Here is a 19615-nt window from a genome sequence, read left to right on the forward strand (position 1 = left end):
CCTATAAAACAAAAGACTACAATAAAAAAATCTTTACCATCAACCTGTCTCCATATTGAGACATCATTGTTTTTTACCTAATTTTAGCTAACACTACACTGGTATACTATCAACAGAATAAGGCCATACAGCAGATTGTGAGTAATTCAAAAGTACCAAAAATCAAAACAACTCATAACAGTTTTTCGATTAAGAGTTTATCAATAAAATCATTAACTTTATTAGGTTTTGGCTTAGTCGCTTTACCACTGGTTATTGCGTTAATTTTTGGCGCTTCACAGGTTAATACTCTTGCTAAACAAAGCGAGGGAGCAATTATCGATATAGCAAAAGTATTAGATAGCCAGCAGTTATTAAAAAGTAACCAAATAAAAATGGAACGCAGCGCCGCACAATATTTAGTGCTGCGAGATCAAGCTTTAGCAACAAGCTATCATGAGCAAAGTCAGCAAATACTACAGCTGACTAAACAGTTAATTATTACCAGCCAAGACCATAGCTTACAACAGCTAGTTATTGAGTACGCTGAAACTATCACTACGCTCATTGAGCAAACCATGCCATCAGCAGTAAAAAAGTCACCAACCGACAGCACAATTATCAAACCGATCCAAAGCAAATTTAATGCACTAACACAAATTTATGAACAAATTACGCAACGCAGTAACGAGCTAAATACCCTGCATATCACTAATATTAAGCAAGCCGCCCAAGCCACTCGCGATATTATGATCCAGAGCTTAATTATTATTCCGGTCAGTTTACTGATCGCGGCAATATTCATTTTTTTAATCACCAGCCCATTAAAAATATTAACGCAAAAGATTTTTCGCCTACAGCAAGGTGATTTTGACCAGGAGATTAAAGTAACCGGCTCACCCGAAATTCAAGAAATAGCACTGGCATTAGAGAATATGCGGACGCGTTTACAAGCCTTAGAGTTACAAAAATCAAGTTTCATTCGACATATTTCACATGAACTAAAAACCCCGCTTGCTGCAATTAGAGAGGGTACTGAGCTACTTTACGATAATAGTGTCGGTGAGTTGAATGCCGAGCAGCAGGAAATATCTCAAATCATTAAAGACAGCGTATTTCGCTTACAAAAACATATTGAAGATTTACTCGACTTTAATATTGTCCTCGACTCAACAAGCTTACAAGACTGCGAGTCAATGCCGATTGATAATGTTATATCTCAGGTACTAGCAGAGCGAAAACTGGACATAAAAAGAAAAAAAATCAATTTAAAGAAAACCAGTAACAATGTATTTCTTGTCAGTAACCGTAAACAAGTAGCAGTAATTATCGATAATATATTATCCAATGCGATAAAGTATTCTCCAGATGAAGGCGTCATCGAGATTACAACTGTACTTGTTGATGAGCAATTACAAATTTTTATTAGCGATCAGGGCATAGGAATTACCCAAGAAAACCAAGACAAAATATTTGATGCCTTTTATCAAGGAATAGCACCTGAAAATAACGCGATCAAAGGCAGCGGTCTTGGTTTAACAATAGTAAAAGAGCTATTATTACGTCTCAATGGCAACATTGAACTGATGTATCCACAAGGCGAGCAAGTTGGAACTAAAATGAAAATCACTTTGCCACGCGCTTTTCGTCAAGAGGAAAAAATATAATGCTTAGTCTTCAGCAGCTTACAAAAAAAACATTACTTTTGTGTCTAACATTACTGTTGTTACTTGGTTGCCAACTCACCGCCGTAAACTCGAACAACAATGAAACTTATGGCGAGTATTACTTAACTCTACAGCAACTTAATCCACAGCAATTAGCTGAAGAGGTCGAACAACAGCAAGCATTAGTGGCACAACAAACGCAAACGAACGAGTATAGTGCACATGATCCACAGATAAAGTTACTGTTACTTTATAGCCTGCCTAAGTCTCCTATCTATAATAGTTTCAATGCTAAAGCACTACTAAATCGACTTAGAACTGAAGGAGATAATGCCGCGTTTGCCCAGATAAATCCCAGTGAACAAGCCTTTATTACCTTATTGCGTGATCAATTAAATCAACGTTTACTGATGCGAAATCGCCTGCTAGCACAACAGCAAGAGCAGAAAAAAAAAGCACTCGAACAACAGCAACAATTAGTTGAGCAAGTGCAATTATTAGAACAAATCATTAAACAATTGAAAAATATTGAACAAGCCATTGATAAAAGAGATCAATAACAAAGGTATGAGCTGCTAACTTCATCAGGTCACTAGCAATAAATAATCAATTTTAGTTTTAGTTTTAGAAATGTATCGAGAGTAAACCATGAACAACCCAAACCCGCCTAAAGTGATAATCGACAGTAAAGTTCTTATCGTCGATGACGATCCTAGTTTGTTGCGCTTACTCGGTATTCGTTTATCAGCAGCTGGCTATCAAGTTGAGTCAGCAAAAAATGCTAAAATAGCTTTAGGGCGATTAGAAAGCTTTCATCCACAATTGGTGATCAGCGACCTGAAAATGGAAGGTATGGACGGTATGGCACTGTTTGAGCAAATTCGCGCCAAGCATCCTCATATTCCCGTCATTATTATGACCGCACACGGCACGATTCCCGATGCCATAAATGCCACAAAACAAGGCGTTTTTAGCTTTCTCACTAAGCCATTTGAAAGTAAAGAATTACTAGAAATAGTACAACAAGCTATTCGGCTACAACCGGCAGAGCTAAACCATAGCCAGACTGATAATCAATGGCGTGACAAAATTATTAGCCGTAGTACGGTTATGGAGTCACTTTTACAGCAAAGTAAACAGGTGGCAAAAAGCGACTTCAGTTTACTTATTCATAGCCAAAGTGGTACCGGCAAAGAACTATTAGCAAAAGCTATTCACTTAGCTAGCCCGCGACATCAAGAAAAATTTACCGCAATTAATTGCGCCGCGATTCCTGAACAATTACTTGAGTCTGAGTTATTTGGCCATAACAAAGGCGCATTTACCGGTGCGGAAAGAAACCACATTGGCTTATTTCAGGCCACTGATGGTGGGACACTATTTTTAGATGAAATTGGTGATATGCCGATGAGCTTTCAAGTCAAACTTCTGCGAGTATTACAAGAACGAGAAGTTCGCCCTGTCGGCAGTACACAATCGATTAAAGTCGATGTTCGGATCATTTCAGCTACCCATAAAAACTTGCAACAAGCCATCATCGATAAAACCTTTCGTGAAGATTTATATTATCGCTTGAATGTTGTTGAACTTGAGTTACCCCCGCTATCTGAGCGCCGAGAAGATATTCCCTTACTTGCTCAGTATTTTTTGAGTAAATCAACAGAGCAATCACAGATTAATATTTCCGGTTTTTCCCAAGAAGCCATGGAGATGCTGATCAGCGCCGCTTGGCCCGGCAATATTAGGCAACTACAAAATGTTGTTGAGCAAACAGTCGCACTATCGACTGAACCGTTAATCAGTGAAATGTTAGTGAGAAATGCCTTACGCGATAAAACCACAATATTGCCATCATTTGTCCAAGCCAGAGATAAATTTGAACGCGATTATCTCGCCAAATTATTAAGAATTACCGCCGGAAATGTTTCACAAGCGGCTAAAATAGCACAAAGAAATCGTACCGAATTTTACAAATTGCTCAACCGTCATCACCTTTCAGCAGAGGCATTTAGAGAGGAATAATACTAGCGTTGAATGTTGAATGTTGAATGTTGAATGTTGAATGTTGAATGTTGAATAGTATCGAGGCTTAAACGCTTTATTCAAAGCCTTTAAGCCCTAATTCAGTTGTTAATCATGCCCTGCCAATAAAGAGTTCTTGGCTATTTTATAGCAAGTAACTCAACATCAAAAATCAATAAAGCACCTGGTGGAATTTTACCTGCCGCACTATTACCATAGCCTAGGTTTGCTGGAATAAATAAACGCGTTTTCTCACCAATAACCATCAGTTGTAGTCCTTCAGTCCAACCTTTTATAACTTGGTTTAAAGCAAAGCTTATTGGCTCATTTCTGTCAACTGAGCTATCAAATACGGTGCCATCGAGCAAAGTACCATGATAATGCACGGTTACTTTTGATCTCGCGGTAGGATGAGCATCATCGTCACCTGCGGTTAAAACTTTATATTGCAAACCAGAGGCGGTTTCAATCACCCCCTCTTTATGTTTATTCTCTTGTAAAAATTTAGCCGCTTGTGCTGCATTAACCTTAGCCGCTTCACGATTGGCATTATTACGCACGAAAAAGCATACAATTAAGCCCAGTACAATGATGAGAATAATAGCTTTAGTCATTTTTGATCCTTTTTATTATATTAGTGGCTATATTGTACCAAACCTATTAAGTTTGTTCTCTCTCAGCGCTTACTAGCGGTTTGAGAACAACAAACATTTTTTGAATATAGTTATTCTATAGGAAAGAAATTATCGGCGGTTATCAAATCGCTGGCAACTCATTAAAAATCCTCCGCATTATGGTTATTTTCCAATATTATTCACCTCTACGGAGGTTAATATTCTACTTTGCCCAGCGGACAACTCACTATCCAGTGGTAAGTTGCCAATAGATGCACGATGCAAAGCAGTAACAGCATTTTGAAAACGGCCAAACATACGTTTAATTTGATGGTAGCGCCCTTCAATTAACTCCACTTCAGCCTGATAGTCATTAATAATGGTTAATTTTGCCGGTTTTGTTGTGATATCTTCAAAACCAAAATACATACCTTCAGCAAAAGCGCTAATATATTCTGTATGAAGTTTATTTTTCAAGCTGACAATATAACGCTTACTGACTTTATGCTCAGGTAAAGTTAAGCGCTCAGACCAACGACTATCATTGGTCAATAACACTAGACCTGAGGTATTAAGGTCAAGCCGACCAACAATGTGTAGCTCATTTTTAAACGGTTGTTCCAGTAGGTCAATCACGGTTTTATGCTGACTATCTTGGGTAGCGCTCACCACGCCAACCGGCTTATTCAGCATTATATAATGCGCTGAGTTAGCTTGAATGACCTGACCATCTAATGTGATATGGCTGAACGTATCGATAATCTCATCTATATCATGGGCAAGAACACCATTAATTTTCACTCTATTTTTCGCCAGCATCAGCCGCACATCTTTGCGACTGATTTGACAGTATTGTGCTAGAAAGCGATCCAGTCTTGCCTTATTTAGTGCCATAAAGAAACAACTCAAACGGCATAAAAATTAAGCCGAACCCTTAATAAAATGAACATCACGTTGTGGAAATGGAATTTTAATATTGGCGTTATCTAATGCCTGATAAATTTCTTTGTAGGCAGTGTATTTTGCACTATATAAATGCTCTGTTGGCGTCCATAAGCGTATGGCGATATTAATAGCACTATCAGCAAAAGCATCAATACCAATAAGCGGCTTACGTACTTCACTAACGATATCCAATTTGCCTATTACTTCTTCGAGCATAGCAACAACTTCTAACGGGTTTTCACTATAATCAATACCAACACTTAGCTCTAACAACGAATCATGGCGCGAATTGTGTAAAATCTCACCAACAATATGTTTATTTGGAATGGTAATTTCGACGTTATCTTCATCCGATAAAATAGTATAAGCCAGTAGCACTTCTTTCACTAGCCCGGTAACACCTTGTACTGTAATGGTATCACCAACAACAAAAGGACGAATGATGATGATATTGAAACCAGCGGCATAGTTAGCTAATAAGCCTTGTAACGCTAAACCAGCACCTAATGAAATAGCACCAATAGCGGCAATAAATGGCGTAACACTGATACCTAACTTACCTAAAGCCACTATCGTGATCATCACCACAATCAGCATTTTACTGGTGTTAGCTAAAAAGCGGCTTAAGGTGACATCAAGCTTATGTCGCTCACATAACTTCAACACAACGTTGGCGATTTTACCGGCAAACATGTAGCCAATAATGAAAATTATAAAGGCACCAATTAATTGGAAGCTGTAGTTAGTAAAAAACTCGACAATAATATTATAAATACGGCCAACTTGGTCCAGTTCATCTTTCAGTAACAGGGTGGGATCTAAAGTTCTAGTTATTTGCTCAGTGTTGCTAGCGGTGCTCGATTCGGCCATAAATTAATTCCATATAGTTTGCGTTGCTCTGTTGCGCTATATTACGACAATTTGGCGCCAAATTTATCATATAATTCACCGTTAACCGATAAAACAACGCTTTTTTAGGCTGTAACTTCTGGTGGAACATGCTCGCTTATCATGAGAATAAAATAGTCGCTTGTGAATTAATTTATTAAAAACCTTTGCTTAACCAACAAAATACACGTTAGAATCTAGCCACGTTTAATACCTAGACCGTATTAAACGTATTGACTTGTCGGAGTGCCAAAGGGCTGAGATCGCGAAAGCGGGATCCGTAGAACCTGATTAGATTAACATCTGCGAAGGGAACAAGTGAGTGACTCCAATAGCTATTGTTAAATATTGCTCTTGAACTTGCTCCTCGTTACTACCCCAATAAAGCTCCGCCTATTTTTTATATAATAAAAGGCGAGAGAACATGAGTTCATTATCAAGACGCGAACGTCGAAACCAAGCAACAGAATTTTTAACAAACGTTGCTGATCAATCATTCCCAAATTCTAAAAAAGTGTACGTACCGGGCAAGATACACGATATTCGTGTCGGTATGCGCGAAATATCTTTGTCTGATACCTTAGTCGGTGGCGACAAAAACACCCCTAACCACGAAAAAAATCCGCCTTTATGTGTTTATGATACTTCGGGGTTCTATACCGACGACACTGTCAACATTGATGTCCATAAAGGTATTCCACGGTTACGTGAACAATGGATAACATCACGCAACGATGTTGAATTTTTACCAGAAAAATCATCTTCCTACAGTCAGCAACGCTTAGCAGATGAAGGGCTTGACCACATTCGCTTTGAACACTTACCGAAAGTACGTAAAGCTAAAAAAGGTAAAAATGTCACGCAAATGCATTATGCTCGTCAAGGTATTATTACCCCTGAAATGGAATATATTGCTATTCGCGAGAATATCAAACGTCAAGAAGTGAAAGACGAAATACTGCTGCAACAGCACCCAGGGCAGTCATTTGGCGCTAGCATTCCTGAACAAATCACCGCAAAATTTGTCCGTGATGAAGTAGCAAGAGGTCGGGCAATAATACCGGTAAACATTAACCACCCTGAAGTTGAACCTATGATCATTGGGCGAAATTTTTTGATCAAAGTAAACGCTAATATTGGCAATTCAGCCGTTACCTCTTCTATTGAAGAAGAAGTTGAAAAGCTCGTTTGGTCAACCAAATGGGGCGCAGATACGGTCATGGATCTTTCGACCGGTCGCTATATTCATGAAACCCGTGAATGGATCATTCGCAACTCTCCGGTGCCGATTGGCACGGTACCAATTTATCAAGCCTTAGAAAAAGTTAACGGTGTCGCCGAAGATCTTACTTGGGAAATATTTCGCGATACCTTAATTGAGCAAGCAGAGCAAGGGGTTGATTACTTTACTATTCACGCCGGTGTTCTGCTGCGCTACGTACCAATGACCGCTAAACGGGTTACGGGTATTGTCTCTCGTGGTGGCTCAATTATGGCGAAGTGGTGTTTGGCCCATCATAAAGAAAACTTTCTCTATACGCATTTTGAAGACATTTGCGAAATATTAAAAACCTACGATGTCTCTTTTTCATTAGGCGATGGTTTGCGTCCGGGGTCGGTGGCTGATGCGAATGATGAAGCACAATTTTCTGAGTTACGCACTTTAGGTGAGTTAACAAAAATAGCTTGGCAGCATGAGGTACAAACCATTATTGAAGGCCCTGGTCATGTACCACTACACATGATCCAGAAGAACATGGCCGAGCAACTGAAGCATTGCGGGGAAGCACCTTTTTACACCTTAGGACCACTAACAACCGATATTGCACCTGGCTATGATCACATCACCTCAGGCATCGGTGCCGCTAATATTGGCTGGTATGGCTGCGCCATGCTTTGTTACGTCACCCCAAAAGAGCATTTAGGCTTACCTAATAAAGACGATGTTAAAGAAGGCTTAATGACCTATAAAATTGCTGCTCATGCTGGTGATTTAGCCAAAGGCCATCCCGGCGCACAAATTCGCGATAACGCCATGTCTAAAGCCCGTTTTGAGTTTCGCTGGTACGATCAATTCAATATCAGCTTAGATCCTGAAAAAGCACGCGCTTATCACGATGAAACCTTGCCACAAGAATCAGGCAAAGTTGCGCATTTTTGTTCAATGTGTGGCCCTAAATTTTGTTCGATGAAAATCTCTCAAGAGGTACGAGATTATGCCGCCGGCTTAGATAATGCAGCTAATAGCGAACAACATATTGAAGTCAAGCTGCTTGATGAAACCATCAGTATTTCAACCCAAGGTATGGCGGAAAAATCAGCTGAATTTAAAGCCAATGGTAGCGAGCTTTATCACCAGCGTGAAAAGCTTCAACGCAAATCACAACGTTAGGTAGCCAGATGCCAACTATTGCTATTATTGGCGCCGGCCTAATGGGTCGCTTGCTAGCCTTGTCGTTAAATCGACAAGGCTACCAAGTCACGCTATTCGATAAAGACCAAAAAAACGGTCAGCAAAGTGCCGCTTATGCCGCCGCGGGGCTATTAACGCCACTTGGTGAAGCGATGCACAGCCCTGCCAATATTGTGGCGATGGGCTTTGCTGCTCTCCCCTTATGGCCGAAATTACTAACAACACTTAGCGGTTATAGCTTTTTTCAACAGTCAGGTTCGCTAGTTGTTAGCCATGAACAAGATAAAGCTGACCGTCAAAGGCTCGGCAGGTTTTTAGCCAATCATTACCCAAACCATGAACAACATCAGTTAAACCGAGAGCAACTTGCGGCACTAGAGCCGGAGCTAGCGTATAAATTTTCACAGGCGCTTTATTTACCCAGCGAAGGACAAATCGGTAATCGAAAACTACTGATTGCTTTACATCAGCAACTCACTGACGAAGGGGTTGAATGGCGCAGCAAAACGACTGTGATTAGAATGAAAAGTGACCATTTCACGCATGGTTGTCAATTACATTTTCACGATAGCCAACAGTCCAAAAACGTTCAGCAGCAATCATTTGACCTCGCTATTGATTGCCGTGGCATTGGTGCAAAAAAATCGACAAAAAACGAGCTAGATAACAACGCAGAGCTCAGCGATTTACGCGCCGTGCGCGGTGAACTTTTTCAACTTTTTGCGCCTCAAGTTAATATTTCACGACCCGTCAGGCTAATGCACCCTCGCTATCAACTTTATATTGCACCAAAAGGCAAAGGCCATTATGTCATCGGCGCCACGGAAATTGAAAGTGATGATATTTCCCCTATGACGGTGCGTTCCGCGATGGAGTTACTCAGCGCGGCTTTCAGTGTACATCCGGGTTTCGCCGAGGCTAATATCCGTCAGCATATCAGCCAAGTTCGGCCCGCGTTTAGCGACAATCAACCAAAAATCATTGCCAACAATGCCTTAATGCAAGTGAACGGTCTTTACCGCCATGGTTTTTTGATTGCCCCTATCGTGCTATCACAAGTACTCGAGCATGTTGACAATTTAATGCGGCAACAACACCGCCATATTGATGATTATCGATACACTAGTTTACTTTCAATTTATCAAACTGAGCCATGTTATTAACGCACAGTTCATGAGAAGTGAGAAAAAATGAAAATTTATATTAATGGTCAAGTGTTTAAGCTTTCTCACTTACCAAGTCCCATCAATATCACATCCGTGCTGACAGCAACTTTACCTGATAGTCAGCAACAACAAAGCTTTGCTTTAGCACTTAATGGTAACTTTATTGGCCGCGAAGATTATTGCGCTACCTTCATTCAAAGCAATGACAGTATTGATGTACTTTTCCCCATTGTTGGAGGTTAACCCATGTCCTTAAGCATTTATGGCCAACAACTTGATAGCCGTTTACTGATTGGCTCAGCGCTCTATCCTTCTCCAGAAGTGATGAAACAGGCCATTCTTGCCAGTGGCTCCCAAGTTGTCACTTTGTCACTAAAACGGCAAAACCCCTTGGCGCAATCCGGCGAAAAAATTTGGCGTTATATTCAAGATACGGTTCAGCAAAGCCAAGGATTTTTGCTACCGAATACTGCCGGTTGCAAAAATGCGAAAGAAGCCATCACTTTAGCTAAAATGAGTCGTGAGTTATTTAAAACCGATTGGATAAAACTCGAAGTTATCGGCGATGATTATAACTTGCAACCGGATCCAATAGCGCTATTAATTGCCACTGAACAATTACTGGCTGATGGCTTCAAAGTACTGCCTTATTGCACCGATGACTTAGTTATTTGCCAACGTTTATATGAGCTTGGTTGCAAAGTTATTATGCCTTGGGCATCGCCTATCGGCACAGGAAAAGGCTTAATGAATCCTTATAACTTAGCCAGCATTCGTCAGCGTCTACCAAACGCAACACTCATTCTTGATGCCGGTATTGGCAAACCTTCTGATGCCTGTATAGCCATGGAAATGGGCTTTGATGGCGTACTATTAAATAGTGCTATTGCCCTTGCTGATAATCCGGTAATGATGGCAAAGGCCTTTGCCACAGCGATTACCGCCGGAGAATCAGCCTACATTGCCGGTACAATGCCAGAACGACAAACCGCGCACCCTAGCACCCCCACACTCGACAGCCCTTTTTGGCACAACTCAGAGCATAAATAATGACGTTTCAGACTCCCTTACCGATAAATAAACTAAACCGTAAGGCTATTATTTGGACTATATCCGGTGCTGACTGCTCAGGTGGTGCAGGCATTGCCGCCGATATTAAAACTGGTCATAAGCTTAAGGTTGAAGTTTGCCATCTACTCACCGCTAATACTGTGCAAAATTCTCAGCAGTTAATAGCGATTAATCCAACAGCGGTCGATATTTTAGACGCACAAGCGCAAGCGCTGCGCTTTGACAAGCCACCAAGCGTGATCAAAATAGGTTTAATTGCCAATAGCGCACAAGTTACTTGGCTAGTAACGCTGTTAATGGCGCTTAAACAACAATTAACTAATTTAATAGTTATTTACGATCCGGTCGGCCAAGCCAGTGTTGGCGGAAGTTTATCAAGCGTAACAGCAATAGCATTACGCGCTTTATTACCTTTGATTGATATTATTACTCCCAATTTAATTGAGGCGCAGCAATTAAATGTTTTATCAACACACAAGGTTAAACATAACCCTTTGCAGCTAGCCGAGCAGTTATTAACTTTAGGCTGCAAAGCCGTTATCATCAAAGGCGGACATACTGAAAGTACAGAGTCGAGTAAATTATCAGCTCATTGTACGGATTTATGTTTACAGCGTTTAAACTCAACATCAAGCTCAATATCAACACAAACAATCGAATTACGCTCACCAAGAATTACAACAAGTTACAGTCACGGTGGTGGCTGTAGTTTTGCCAGTGCCTTAGCAAGTTTTCTTGCTCATGGTTACCTACTACGTGATGCTTTCACCCTAACTAAAGCCTTTATTAATCAAGGCTTATCATTATCAAGTCAGCGAGAAAACAACCATAGTAATCAATCATATTATGGTGCCTTTGAACAAGGCTCGTGGCCGAGCCAGCCAGAGCACTTCCCACAAGTTATCAGTCCCTTGGCTCAGCGGCATCAAATATCAGCAAAGTTCCCTTCCCTTGACTTAAAGACAAATGAAAAGCTTGGTCTTTACCCCGTTATTGATTCTCTAGAATGGTTAGAGCGTTTATTACCACTGAATTTAAATATTATTCAACTACGGATTAAAAATAAAAACAGCGAAGAATTAGACTCGATTATAGAAAAAGCAGTGACTTTGGCACGGTTGCACTCTTGTCGACTGTTTATAAATGACTATTGGCAACTAGCGATAAAACATGGTGCATACGGTATTCATATCGGCCAAGAAGACCTTGCCAAGGCCGATTTAAGCGCAATTGCGAATGCAGGATTACGTCTAGGCATAAGTACTCATGGCTGTTACGAATTTTTATTAGCCAAGCAATTGCAACCTTCTTACCTCGCCATTGGCGCTATATTTCCAACCAAAACAAAAGACATGACAGGACAAATTCAAGGCTTGGAAAACTTAATGCAGATATTGTCACTGGCCGAGCATATTCCTGTCATCGCTATTGGCGGCATCAACCAACAACGTATTGAACGGGTATGGCGTACTAACGTAAGTGCAGTTGCAGTAGTGACTGCCATAACAGAAGCTAAACAGCCAATTGCTGCAACTCAAAGCATGCAAGCTATATTGAAAAATTGATACTTTAGCTGCACATTTTAACTAACTTATACCAATCCTACTGTTGCATTGGCTCAAGGCTTAACCTGTCTCTGAAACTAAAACAGCTAGTTGGCTATTAATAACCAAATTAGCTGATAAACGCTAAAAAACAAGCTTGAAGTACCACTAAGATATTGCTCACTGTCAAAGAACACCATACAAAAATCACAGCAAGTAAGCCGATAAAAACATCAAAAACCTCAAAGAGTTAGGCGCTAGCTTGTGAACAGATAATAAATAGACGATACTCAGTAAAACTTGAAGAGTAGCTTAAAATTTCTTATATTAAAGCATGACTTTTTTAAATACTTAAAATTAAAACCGTATGTTACGGCTTGATGCTATATAGCTAAAAGCATCAATACTTATACTTGTGCATAAAGTCAGTATTTATATGACTTTTGTACAGCTTGTTGTTTTTAAATAACATCATCATTTGTTATCATACATAAGATCTAAACTTCACTATTTCAGCTAATAAATAGCTACCTTTATCTTAATATATTGTGAGTTACCTAATGCCTACTAATGTTCGTATTTTACGTTCTTTTTCTTCTCTATTTCGTACAAAAGCTATAAAAAAAGTATTCTTAATCGCCGTAGGTATTGGGATCATTTTTTCTTCATTAATAAGTTGGTATTTATACCAACATAACCAAAACCTTGTGCAATCTTATATTGAGTCATTATCTGTTGATACTGAAGAGCTAGTTAAAAAACGTTTTGAGCATTATGAGTATGGCTTAGGTGGAGCTAAGGGAGTAATTTTCGGCGCGGGCATTGAGCATTTAAATCGTACCATATTTGAACGTTATGTTACCTCTCGTAACCTAGCGAGTGAATTTCCTGGTGCTAGAGGCTTTGGCTTTATTAGGCGAGTTCCCCTGACGATGGAAAATCAGTTTATTCAACAGGCAAGAGCTGATAACGCTAAAGATTTTAATATTAGAACAATCAACCCACATTATAATGATCGTTTCATTATTCAGTATATTTACCCGCAAAAAAATAATGAAGGTGCAACAGGATTAGATATAGCATCAGAGAAAAACAGAAGAGTTGCTGCTTTAAAAGCCGCTAGAGAAGGCAAAGCAAAACTGACTGCCCCGATAACCTTAGTACAAGCAGAGGGAAAAAAACGCCGCGGCTTTTTAGTATTATTACCTATTTATGATCCTGTTTTACCGACCCAAACAACAGAAAATAGAATAGAGGCCTTACTCGGTTGGACTTTTGCCCCACTCGTCGTTGATGAAGTATTAGCTGATTTAGGTATGTCGAAAAAAGGCGTAAAACTGACACTGACTGATGAAGTTGAAAGTGCGCCTTTTTATGAAAATATTAAAAATATTAATTCCGACTTTATTTATACTGCCGCCACTGAACGAACAATTCAATTTATGGGCCGAAAATGGATCTTAAATACCTATAGCTTACCGACCATACCGGCTATATTAGGCTTGTGGTCGCCAGTTTGGGTTGGGCTTTTATCTTTATTACTGTCCAGTTTATTAGGCTTTATTATTTGGGCTGGGTTTATAAATAATAAAAGTGAGTATCAAATCAAATCGGCTGTAGATATACGTTCATTTTTAAACAGTCCTGCGATTAAAAAATTACTATTATCCTATCTATCATTAATAATTATATTTTTGATAATTATAGCTTTTCTAAGACTTCCGGAGCAAATACAAGCAAAAAGCGAAAAGCTTATTAATCTCGCACAGCGCAGCCAGGCTATCTTAGTGCGCAATAGTCAAGAACACAAAGAAGACTTACTTTTTTTAGCTTCTACTCCCCCGATAAATGGTTTAATTAATGCTATTAAAAATCAAGAAAATGGCATAGATGACCCTTTATTAACTGATTGGAAAGTGCGCCTAATTGAGATATTTAAGGCCTATATCATCTCTTCACCCAATGTTTATCAAGTAAGGTTAATACAATATGCCCGTAATGGTTATGAAATAGTCAGAGTAGAAAGACGTGATGACGGCATATACGTAGTACCGGATTCAGCATTACAATTTAAGGGCGACAGGCCTTATATTAAACAAGCAGTTGAGCTAGACAATGGCGAAGTATGGTTATCTGATATTGAACTCAATAAAGAAAACAATACGCTTGAGCTTCCTTATCGACCTACTTATCGCTATTTATCACCAGTATTTGATAAACAAAAAGAGCTTTTTGGCGTCGTTGTTATAAATATCGATGCTAACCCGCTATTAAATGACTTAAAAAAACTGCCTTCATCCGGTGAAGCTTTATATGTCACTAACTCTGAAGGTGATTTTATTCTCCACCCTCAAGCTACTAAGCTATTTGGAACCGATGTTGGAACACCATACAAATGGGAACAGGAGTTTACAGCAAGCTCTTTACCATTTCAGCTAAAACACATAAACACAAGTACTTGGCAAGGTACTCAGGGTGATATATTAGTAGCTGAGCATGAGTTTATTCCCAACAGCCAACGAGCTATCGGTAAAATACAATTTAAAGCAACATCATTAGTTTCTGATTTATATAAAAAAAATCTAATAATGCTAACAACCTACCTTGCAATATTAGTTTTCATTGGGCTACTTGCAACAATATTTATATATTTTAACTGGGCTCAACTTCAAAGAACAAGAATAGAACAGCAACAATCAACCCAGCGCAAAAAAGATAAAATGTTTGAAAGCCTAATTGAGCTATCACCTGAAGCACTTATCATTTGTGATGCCAAAGGTACTATTGAAATAATCAACACCCAAACAGAGAAACTCTTTAGGTATCATAGAACTGACATGCTTGGTCGACATATTAATATTTTTATACCCAATTTGGATAGCCAGTTACATGATACGATATTGGTTAATAATGTTCATAAGACAAAACTTAAACATTTAGCTGACGACCTAGAAATACATGGCTTGAACTTTGAGGGCAATAAATTTCCTGTAGAAATCAGTATCAGCCCAGTACAAGTTGAAGATAAGTTATTATTTGCCGCATCGATCAGAGATATTTCAGAAAGAATGCGCATTGAAGACACTTTGCGTGCCGCCTCTTATGAAGCAGAGCGTGCAAACAAAGCAAAAAGCTCATTTTTAGCAAATATGAGCCATGAAATCCGCACACCTTTAAATGCAGTGATCGGCTTAACCTACCTACTCAGAGATGAGAAACTAACCAAAGCACAAATGGATTTAGTCATTAAAGTGCAATTATCTGGCCGTTCACTCCTCGGTATTGTTAATGATGTTTTAGACCTAGCTAAAATTGAAGCAAACGAAGTCAATGTTATCTTAGAACCTTGTAAAATAAAAATACTACTTAGAGAGTTAATCAGTGTTTTTTCATCTCAAGCTGAATCAAAGGGACTCACATTAAACGTTGAGATTAGTCCTGAAGTGCCTCCTTGGATCATGACAGATGAGAAGTTGATGCGCCAAATGCTGACTAATTTATTGGGTAACGCGATAAAATTCACTAAACAAGGGCATATTTTACTGAAAGTAAGCTGTAATGAACCTAAGGCTGCGAACATAAATAAAGTCAAAGTCGTTGTTTTTGAAGTCTCAGATACCGGCATAGGTATTCCTATTGAAGCACAAAGAAAATTATTTCAACCCTTTAGCCAAGTAGATGAAAGCGCCAACAGGCAGTTTGGAGGTACGGGTTTAGGGTTATCTATTGTCAGCAATATGATTGAGCTACTTGGTGGTGAAGTAAAGTTAAAAAGCGTGCCTAATCAAGGGAGTAGCTTTTCACTTTATTTGCCTGTAGTAGAGCCTTCTGAAGACGAGCTAGAAGCTCATGACACACAAGACGTAACCTTAAGTGTCTTAATCGCTGAAGATGATATTAATCAACAATTAAAATTGGTTAATGACTGTAAAGCACTTGGCTGGCGCGTGACGGCTGTCAGTAATGGCACTCAGCTGATCGCTAAAATTAAAGAATATTTTGACTCTGGGCAAGCACTTCCTGATGTTTTACTGGTTGACTGGCAAATGCCAGAATTAGATGGACTACAAGCGTTATCGCTATTAACAGAAGAAATAGGCATTAAAAATTTACCTGCAGTATTAGTAATATCAGCCTTTGAAAAAGAGCGTATAGCAAAATTAGACTCTAAAAGTTTAATCGACATTATTTTGCATAAACCGGTTAATATCCCACAATTATTCAATGCTGTTAATGATGTGGTAGTAAAGCACACCGGCAATTCAGAGCGAGTTTTCAAATCAACTAAAACTGAAACAATTAAAGCAAAATGGTTACTGAATGTGAACATACTCGTTGTTGATGATAGCGAAATAAACTTAGAAGTTGTTGGCAATATACTGGAACGCAATGGTGCCATAGCAAATAAAGTTAGCAGTGGCGCTGCCGCGATTGAGTATTTAAAATCAACAGATACTGTGGATGTCGTACTTATGGATATTCAAATGCCAGAAATGGATGGTTTAGAGACCACGCAACATATACGAAACGAGCTTAAACTCCACTCCCTACCTATTATTGCCCTAACAGCTGGAACATTAATGGAAGAAAGAAGAAAGTCGCTAGCAGCCGGTATGAATGACTTTCTTACTAAGCCTGTTGAACCCACTAACCTTATTCGTTCAATACGTAAATTAGTTGAAGCTTACCGAAGCCGTACCGTCAAATTACAAGGTATTAATACTGAAGTCACATACGATGCCGATGACTGGCCTGTTATCAATGGTTTAGTGCACGACAAGAACTTATTAGACGGTGATTTGCCATTTTTTATCTCGATCATCCAACGAATATTTAGTGAACATGAAAACTTACTATTACTCAGTAATAGTGAGATTCATCAAGTTATCACAGAAGAAGATAAAACCAGTTTAGCCAATCAGATACACAAATTAAGAGGCTCTTTAGGCTTAATTGGTGCGCAAAAGCTATTTCAAACCGCCGGCGAGGCTGAAATTTCATTACGTTCAAGTAATGAAAACACCATGTTATTACTGAAGGCTTTTCGCCAAGAGTTTATTGATTTACGTGATAGCTGCCAAGCTTTATTATTACAGCACCAAATAAAAGATCTCAGCTCAGATGATGTAGTATCTCAAGATATTACCCTTATGGATCCTATTAAAATCAAGGAACTAGAGTTAATGTTAAAGAGTAATGATATTGCGGCACTGCAATTTTTAAATAACAATACCCCAGAGCTTAAAGCTTTAATGGTTAATGATGATTTTGCAATTTTTCATGATTACATTACTAACCTTAAATTTAAGGATGCTTTAACTTTATTACAATCAAATGTGAGGAATCAATAAACATATGCCATCTACAGAAAAAGAACATTTAGATGTAACTATTTTAATTGTTGATGATGACCCTTCAATTATAGTAACAACGAGTAAAGCGCTTAATGGCTTAGGGAAAATAATTTTCGCCACCAATGGCTCTGATGCCTTAATGTTAGCAGAAACAAAATTACCGGATGTCATTCTACTTGATGCAGAGATGCCCGACATGAATGGTTTTGAAGTTTGTCAGCACCTCAAGAAAAAAGAGCAAACGGCTCATATTCCGATCATTTTTATCACCAGCCACAGCGGCTCTGACTTTGAAATGAAAGTCTTCGATGCTGGTGCATCCGACTATATAAATAAACCTTTAAACCCTCGAGTCGTATTGGCTAGAGCAAGTTTGCAGCTTAACTATAAACGGGCACTTGAAAGGTTAGAGCACCTAAGCTTAACGGACGGCTTAACCGGTTTATATAATCGCAGAGCATTTGATACAAAATTTTCACTCGAGTTTACACGCGCTCAACGCTCCGGCATCCCCATTACATTACTAATGTTAGATATAGATGAGTTTAAAAAATATAACGACCATTTTGGCCATGTAATGGGGGATGTATGTATTCAACAAACAGCAAGTGCACTGCTAGAAACAGTACAGAGAACGACTGATTTTGTCGCACGATACGGTGGTGAAGAATTTGCAATCGTGCTACCCGACACAGACTTAGAAGGGGCAAAATATTTTGCAGAAAGTATTTTAAATAATATTTTAAACTTAAATATAAGCCATGCGCCGACAGCTAAACGTAGCAATGTTACCTTGTCAATTGGTTACTATTCTTTGATACCAACACATAAGGATTCATACGAAGATTTACTTAAAACAACGGATGCTGCATTATTTAAAGCGAAAGAAAATGGACGTGCCTGTATTTATACTCCTCAATGAAGTAAGTAATACCAATTCTACTACGTTTGATATAAATTGATGTTGGAGATAGCAGTGACAAAAACCAACATCAACGTATGCGCTAACGGGCTTTATAACCAGTTTATTCATAGTGTTATTGGCTAAATTATTCACGAGTTCTCTTTAAGTAAAGATTAATACCAAGCCGAAAGGATGAAATTTAGCAGCTTAGCAAAGTATTTTTACCAAGCAATAACGAGCTCTTGAGCGTGAGAATAACGCTGATAGGCCCTTAAATAGCATGATTGAGTAAAGTAGCTTAGCCCGAACTGGAGGCAGTATATGAAAAAATCCGTGGTAAATTAAGTCCTATACAGCACTTTGATAACATGCCAACCAAACTTGGTTTTAACGAGGTGTGGCTCTAATATTGCACCACTAAATGCTATTTTATCAAATTGAGATACCATTGTACCGCGTTTAAACTCACCTAAATCACCACCTTTTTTACCAGATGGGCATGACGAATATTTTTTAGCTAAGGTTTGAAATTTAGCTCCTTTGGCTAACTGCTTAATAATATCTTCGGCAATTTCTTTGTGCTTAACTAATATGTGGAGTGCGTACGCTGTAGTTGCCATGTAAAAGCCTTTAAAATGTTGTTTAAACCCCAAAAATTAACCAGCGAGAATCACCGGTACACTGACATTAATTTATACCCCTTGCTTGATAGAAACATAAATCCAACGAATTATAATATTTTAGATAACCTGCTGAGAAATATCAGTAAATTTCAGACATAAAAAAACCGACATTAACAGTCGGTTTATTATAGCCCTTTAAGAACAAGGGAAGAATGGTACCAGCGGTCGGACTCGAACCGACACGTCTTTCGACAGGGGATTTTGAATCCCCCATGTATACCAATTTCATCACGCTGGCATTTCTTTTCTATCACTTCAAATAACGCATAACATTACGAAGAGGCGAGCATTATACGAAAAATTAAACGCTTAGCAATAGTTTTTATTTGATTATCGCTTGAGTGCTGCATATTTGTTCATCAATC

Annotated in this window: 14 protein-coding genes, 1 tRNA gene and 1 riboswitch; of the genes, 10 read left to right on the forward strand and 5 right to left on the reverse strand. The window is 38.9% G+C overall.

The window, feature by feature from the left end:
* Positions 1-137 precede the first annotated feature (137 nt).
* The 3 genes from FGD67_RS08620 (at position 138) to FGD67_RS08630 (ending at position 3668) form a co-directional block, all read left to right on the forward strand.
* A complete protein-coding gene (locus FGD67_RS08620) occupies positions 138-1646 on the forward strand; it encodes a sensor histidine kinase (RefSeq protein ID WP_257174627.1) in 1509 nt (502 codons plus the stop codon).
* A complete protein-coding gene (locus tag FGD67_RS08625; protein WP_257174628.1) occupies positions 1646-2206 on the forward strand; it encodes a hypothetical protein in 561 nt (186 codons plus the stop codon). The genes FGD67_RS08620 and FGD67_RS08625 overlap by 1 nt, the downstream gene beginning before the upstream one ends.
* Before the next feature lie 88 nt (positions 2207-2294).
* On the forward strand, positions 2295-3668 hold the full coding sequence (locus FGD67_RS08630; RefSeq protein WP_257174629.1) for a sigma 54-interacting transcriptional regulator: 1374 nt from the start codon (positions 2295-2297) through the stop codon (positions 3666-3668).
* 140 nt (positions 3669-3808) lie between these two features.
* On the opposite strand, the gene FGD67_RS08635 is transcribed toward FGD67_RS08630, so the two are convergent.
* From FGD67_RS08635 to FGD67_RS08645, 3 genes are all read right to left on the reverse strand, one after another.
* On the reverse strand, positions 3809-4282 hold the full coding sequence (locus FGD67_RS08635) for an FKBP-type peptidyl-prolyl cis-trans isomerase (RefSeq protein ID WP_257174630.1): 474 nt from the start codon (positions 4280-4282) through the stop codon (positions 3809-3811).
* 183 nt (positions 4283-4465) lie between these two features.
* Entirely contained in the window at positions 4466-5176 is a 711-nt protein-coding gene (locus FGD67_RS08640; RefSeq protein ID WP_257174631.1) for a pseudouridine synthase, read from the reverse strand.
* A gap of 27 nt (positions 5177-5203) precedes the next feature.
* Complete coding sequence (locus FGD67_RS08645) at positions 5204-6097, reverse strand: mechanosensitive ion channel family protein (protein ID WP_257174632.1); 894 nt, start codon at positions 6095-6097, stop codon at positions 5204-5206.
* Positions 6098-6347: 250 nt separating this feature from the next.
* Positions 6348-6446, forward strand: a riboswitch (TPP riboswitch).
* 93 nt (positions 6447-6539) lie between these two features.
* On the opposite strand from FGD67_RS08645, the gene thiC reads away from it, so the two are divergent.
* The 7 genes from thiC to FGD67_RS08680 all read left to right on the forward strand — a co-directional run bounded on the left by thiC (position 6540) and on the right by FGD67_RS08680 (position 18585).
* A complete protein-coding gene (thiC, locus tag FGD67_RS08650; protein ID WP_257174633.1) occupies positions 6540-8507 on the forward strand; it encodes a phosphomethylpyrimidine synthase ThiC in 1968 nt (655 codons plus the stop codon).
* A gap of 8 nt (positions 8508-8515) precedes the next feature.
* On the forward strand, positions 8516-9691 hold the full coding sequence (locus FGD67_RS08655) for an FAD-binding oxidoreductase (RefSeq protein ID WP_257174634.1): 1176 nt from the start codon (positions 8516-8518) through the stop codon (positions 9689-9691).
* A 27-nt stretch (positions 9692-9718) separates the two neighbouring features.
* Complete coding sequence (locus FGD67_RS08660; protein WP_257174635.1) at positions 9719-9937, forward strand: sulfur carrier protein ThiS; 219 nt, start codon at positions 9719-9721, stop codon at positions 9935-9937.
* Positions 9938-9940: 3 nt separating this feature from the next.
* Complete coding sequence (locus FGD67_RS08665; RefSeq protein WP_257174636.1) at positions 9941-10744, forward strand: thiazole synthase; 804 nt, start codon at positions 9941-9943, stop codon at positions 10742-10744.
* Positions 10744-12330: a thiamine phosphate synthase gene (thiE, locus tag FGD67_RS08670; RefSeq protein WP_257174637.1), complete on the forward strand. Its 1587-nt coding sequence runs from the start codon at positions 10744-10746 to the stop codon at positions 12328-12330. The genes FGD67_RS08665 and thiE overlap by 1 nt, the downstream gene beginning before the upstream one ends.
* A 539-nt stretch (positions 12331-12869) precedes the next feature.
* Positions 12870-17660, forward strand: a complete 4791-nt coding sequence (locus FGD67_RS08675; RefSeq protein WP_257174638.1) for a CHASE domain-containing protein — start codon at positions 12870-12872, stop codon at positions 17658-17660.
* Between the two features lie 4 nt (positions 17661-17664).
* Positions 17665-18585, forward strand: coding sequence for a diguanylate cyclase (locus FGD67_RS08680; protein ID WP_257174639.1), 921 nt, complete (start codon positions 17665-17667; stop codon positions 18583-18585).
* 323 nt (positions 18586-18908) lie between these two features.
* On the opposite strand, the gene FGD67_RS08685 is transcribed toward FGD67_RS08680, so the two are convergent.
* Together FGD67_RS08685 and FGD67_RS08690 are read right to left on the reverse strand one after the other, a co-directional pair.
* Positions 18909-19187 carry a peptidylprolyl isomerase gene (locus tag FGD67_RS08685; protein WP_257174640.1) on the reverse strand — a complete coding sequence of 93 codons (279 nt, stop codon included), beginning with the start codon at positions 19185-19187 and terminating at the stop codon, positions 18909-18911.
* A 216-nt stretch (positions 19188-19403) separates the two neighbouring features.
* Positions 19404-19488: transfer RNA gene (locus FGD67_RS08690), tRNA-Leu, on the reverse strand.
* Positions 19489-19615 lie beyond the last annotated feature (127 nt).

Source organism: Colwellia sp. M166, from assembly GCF_024585285.1.
Taxonomy (GTDB): Bacteria; Pseudomonadota; Gammaproteobacteria; order Enterobacterales; family Alteromonadaceae; genus Cognaticolwellia.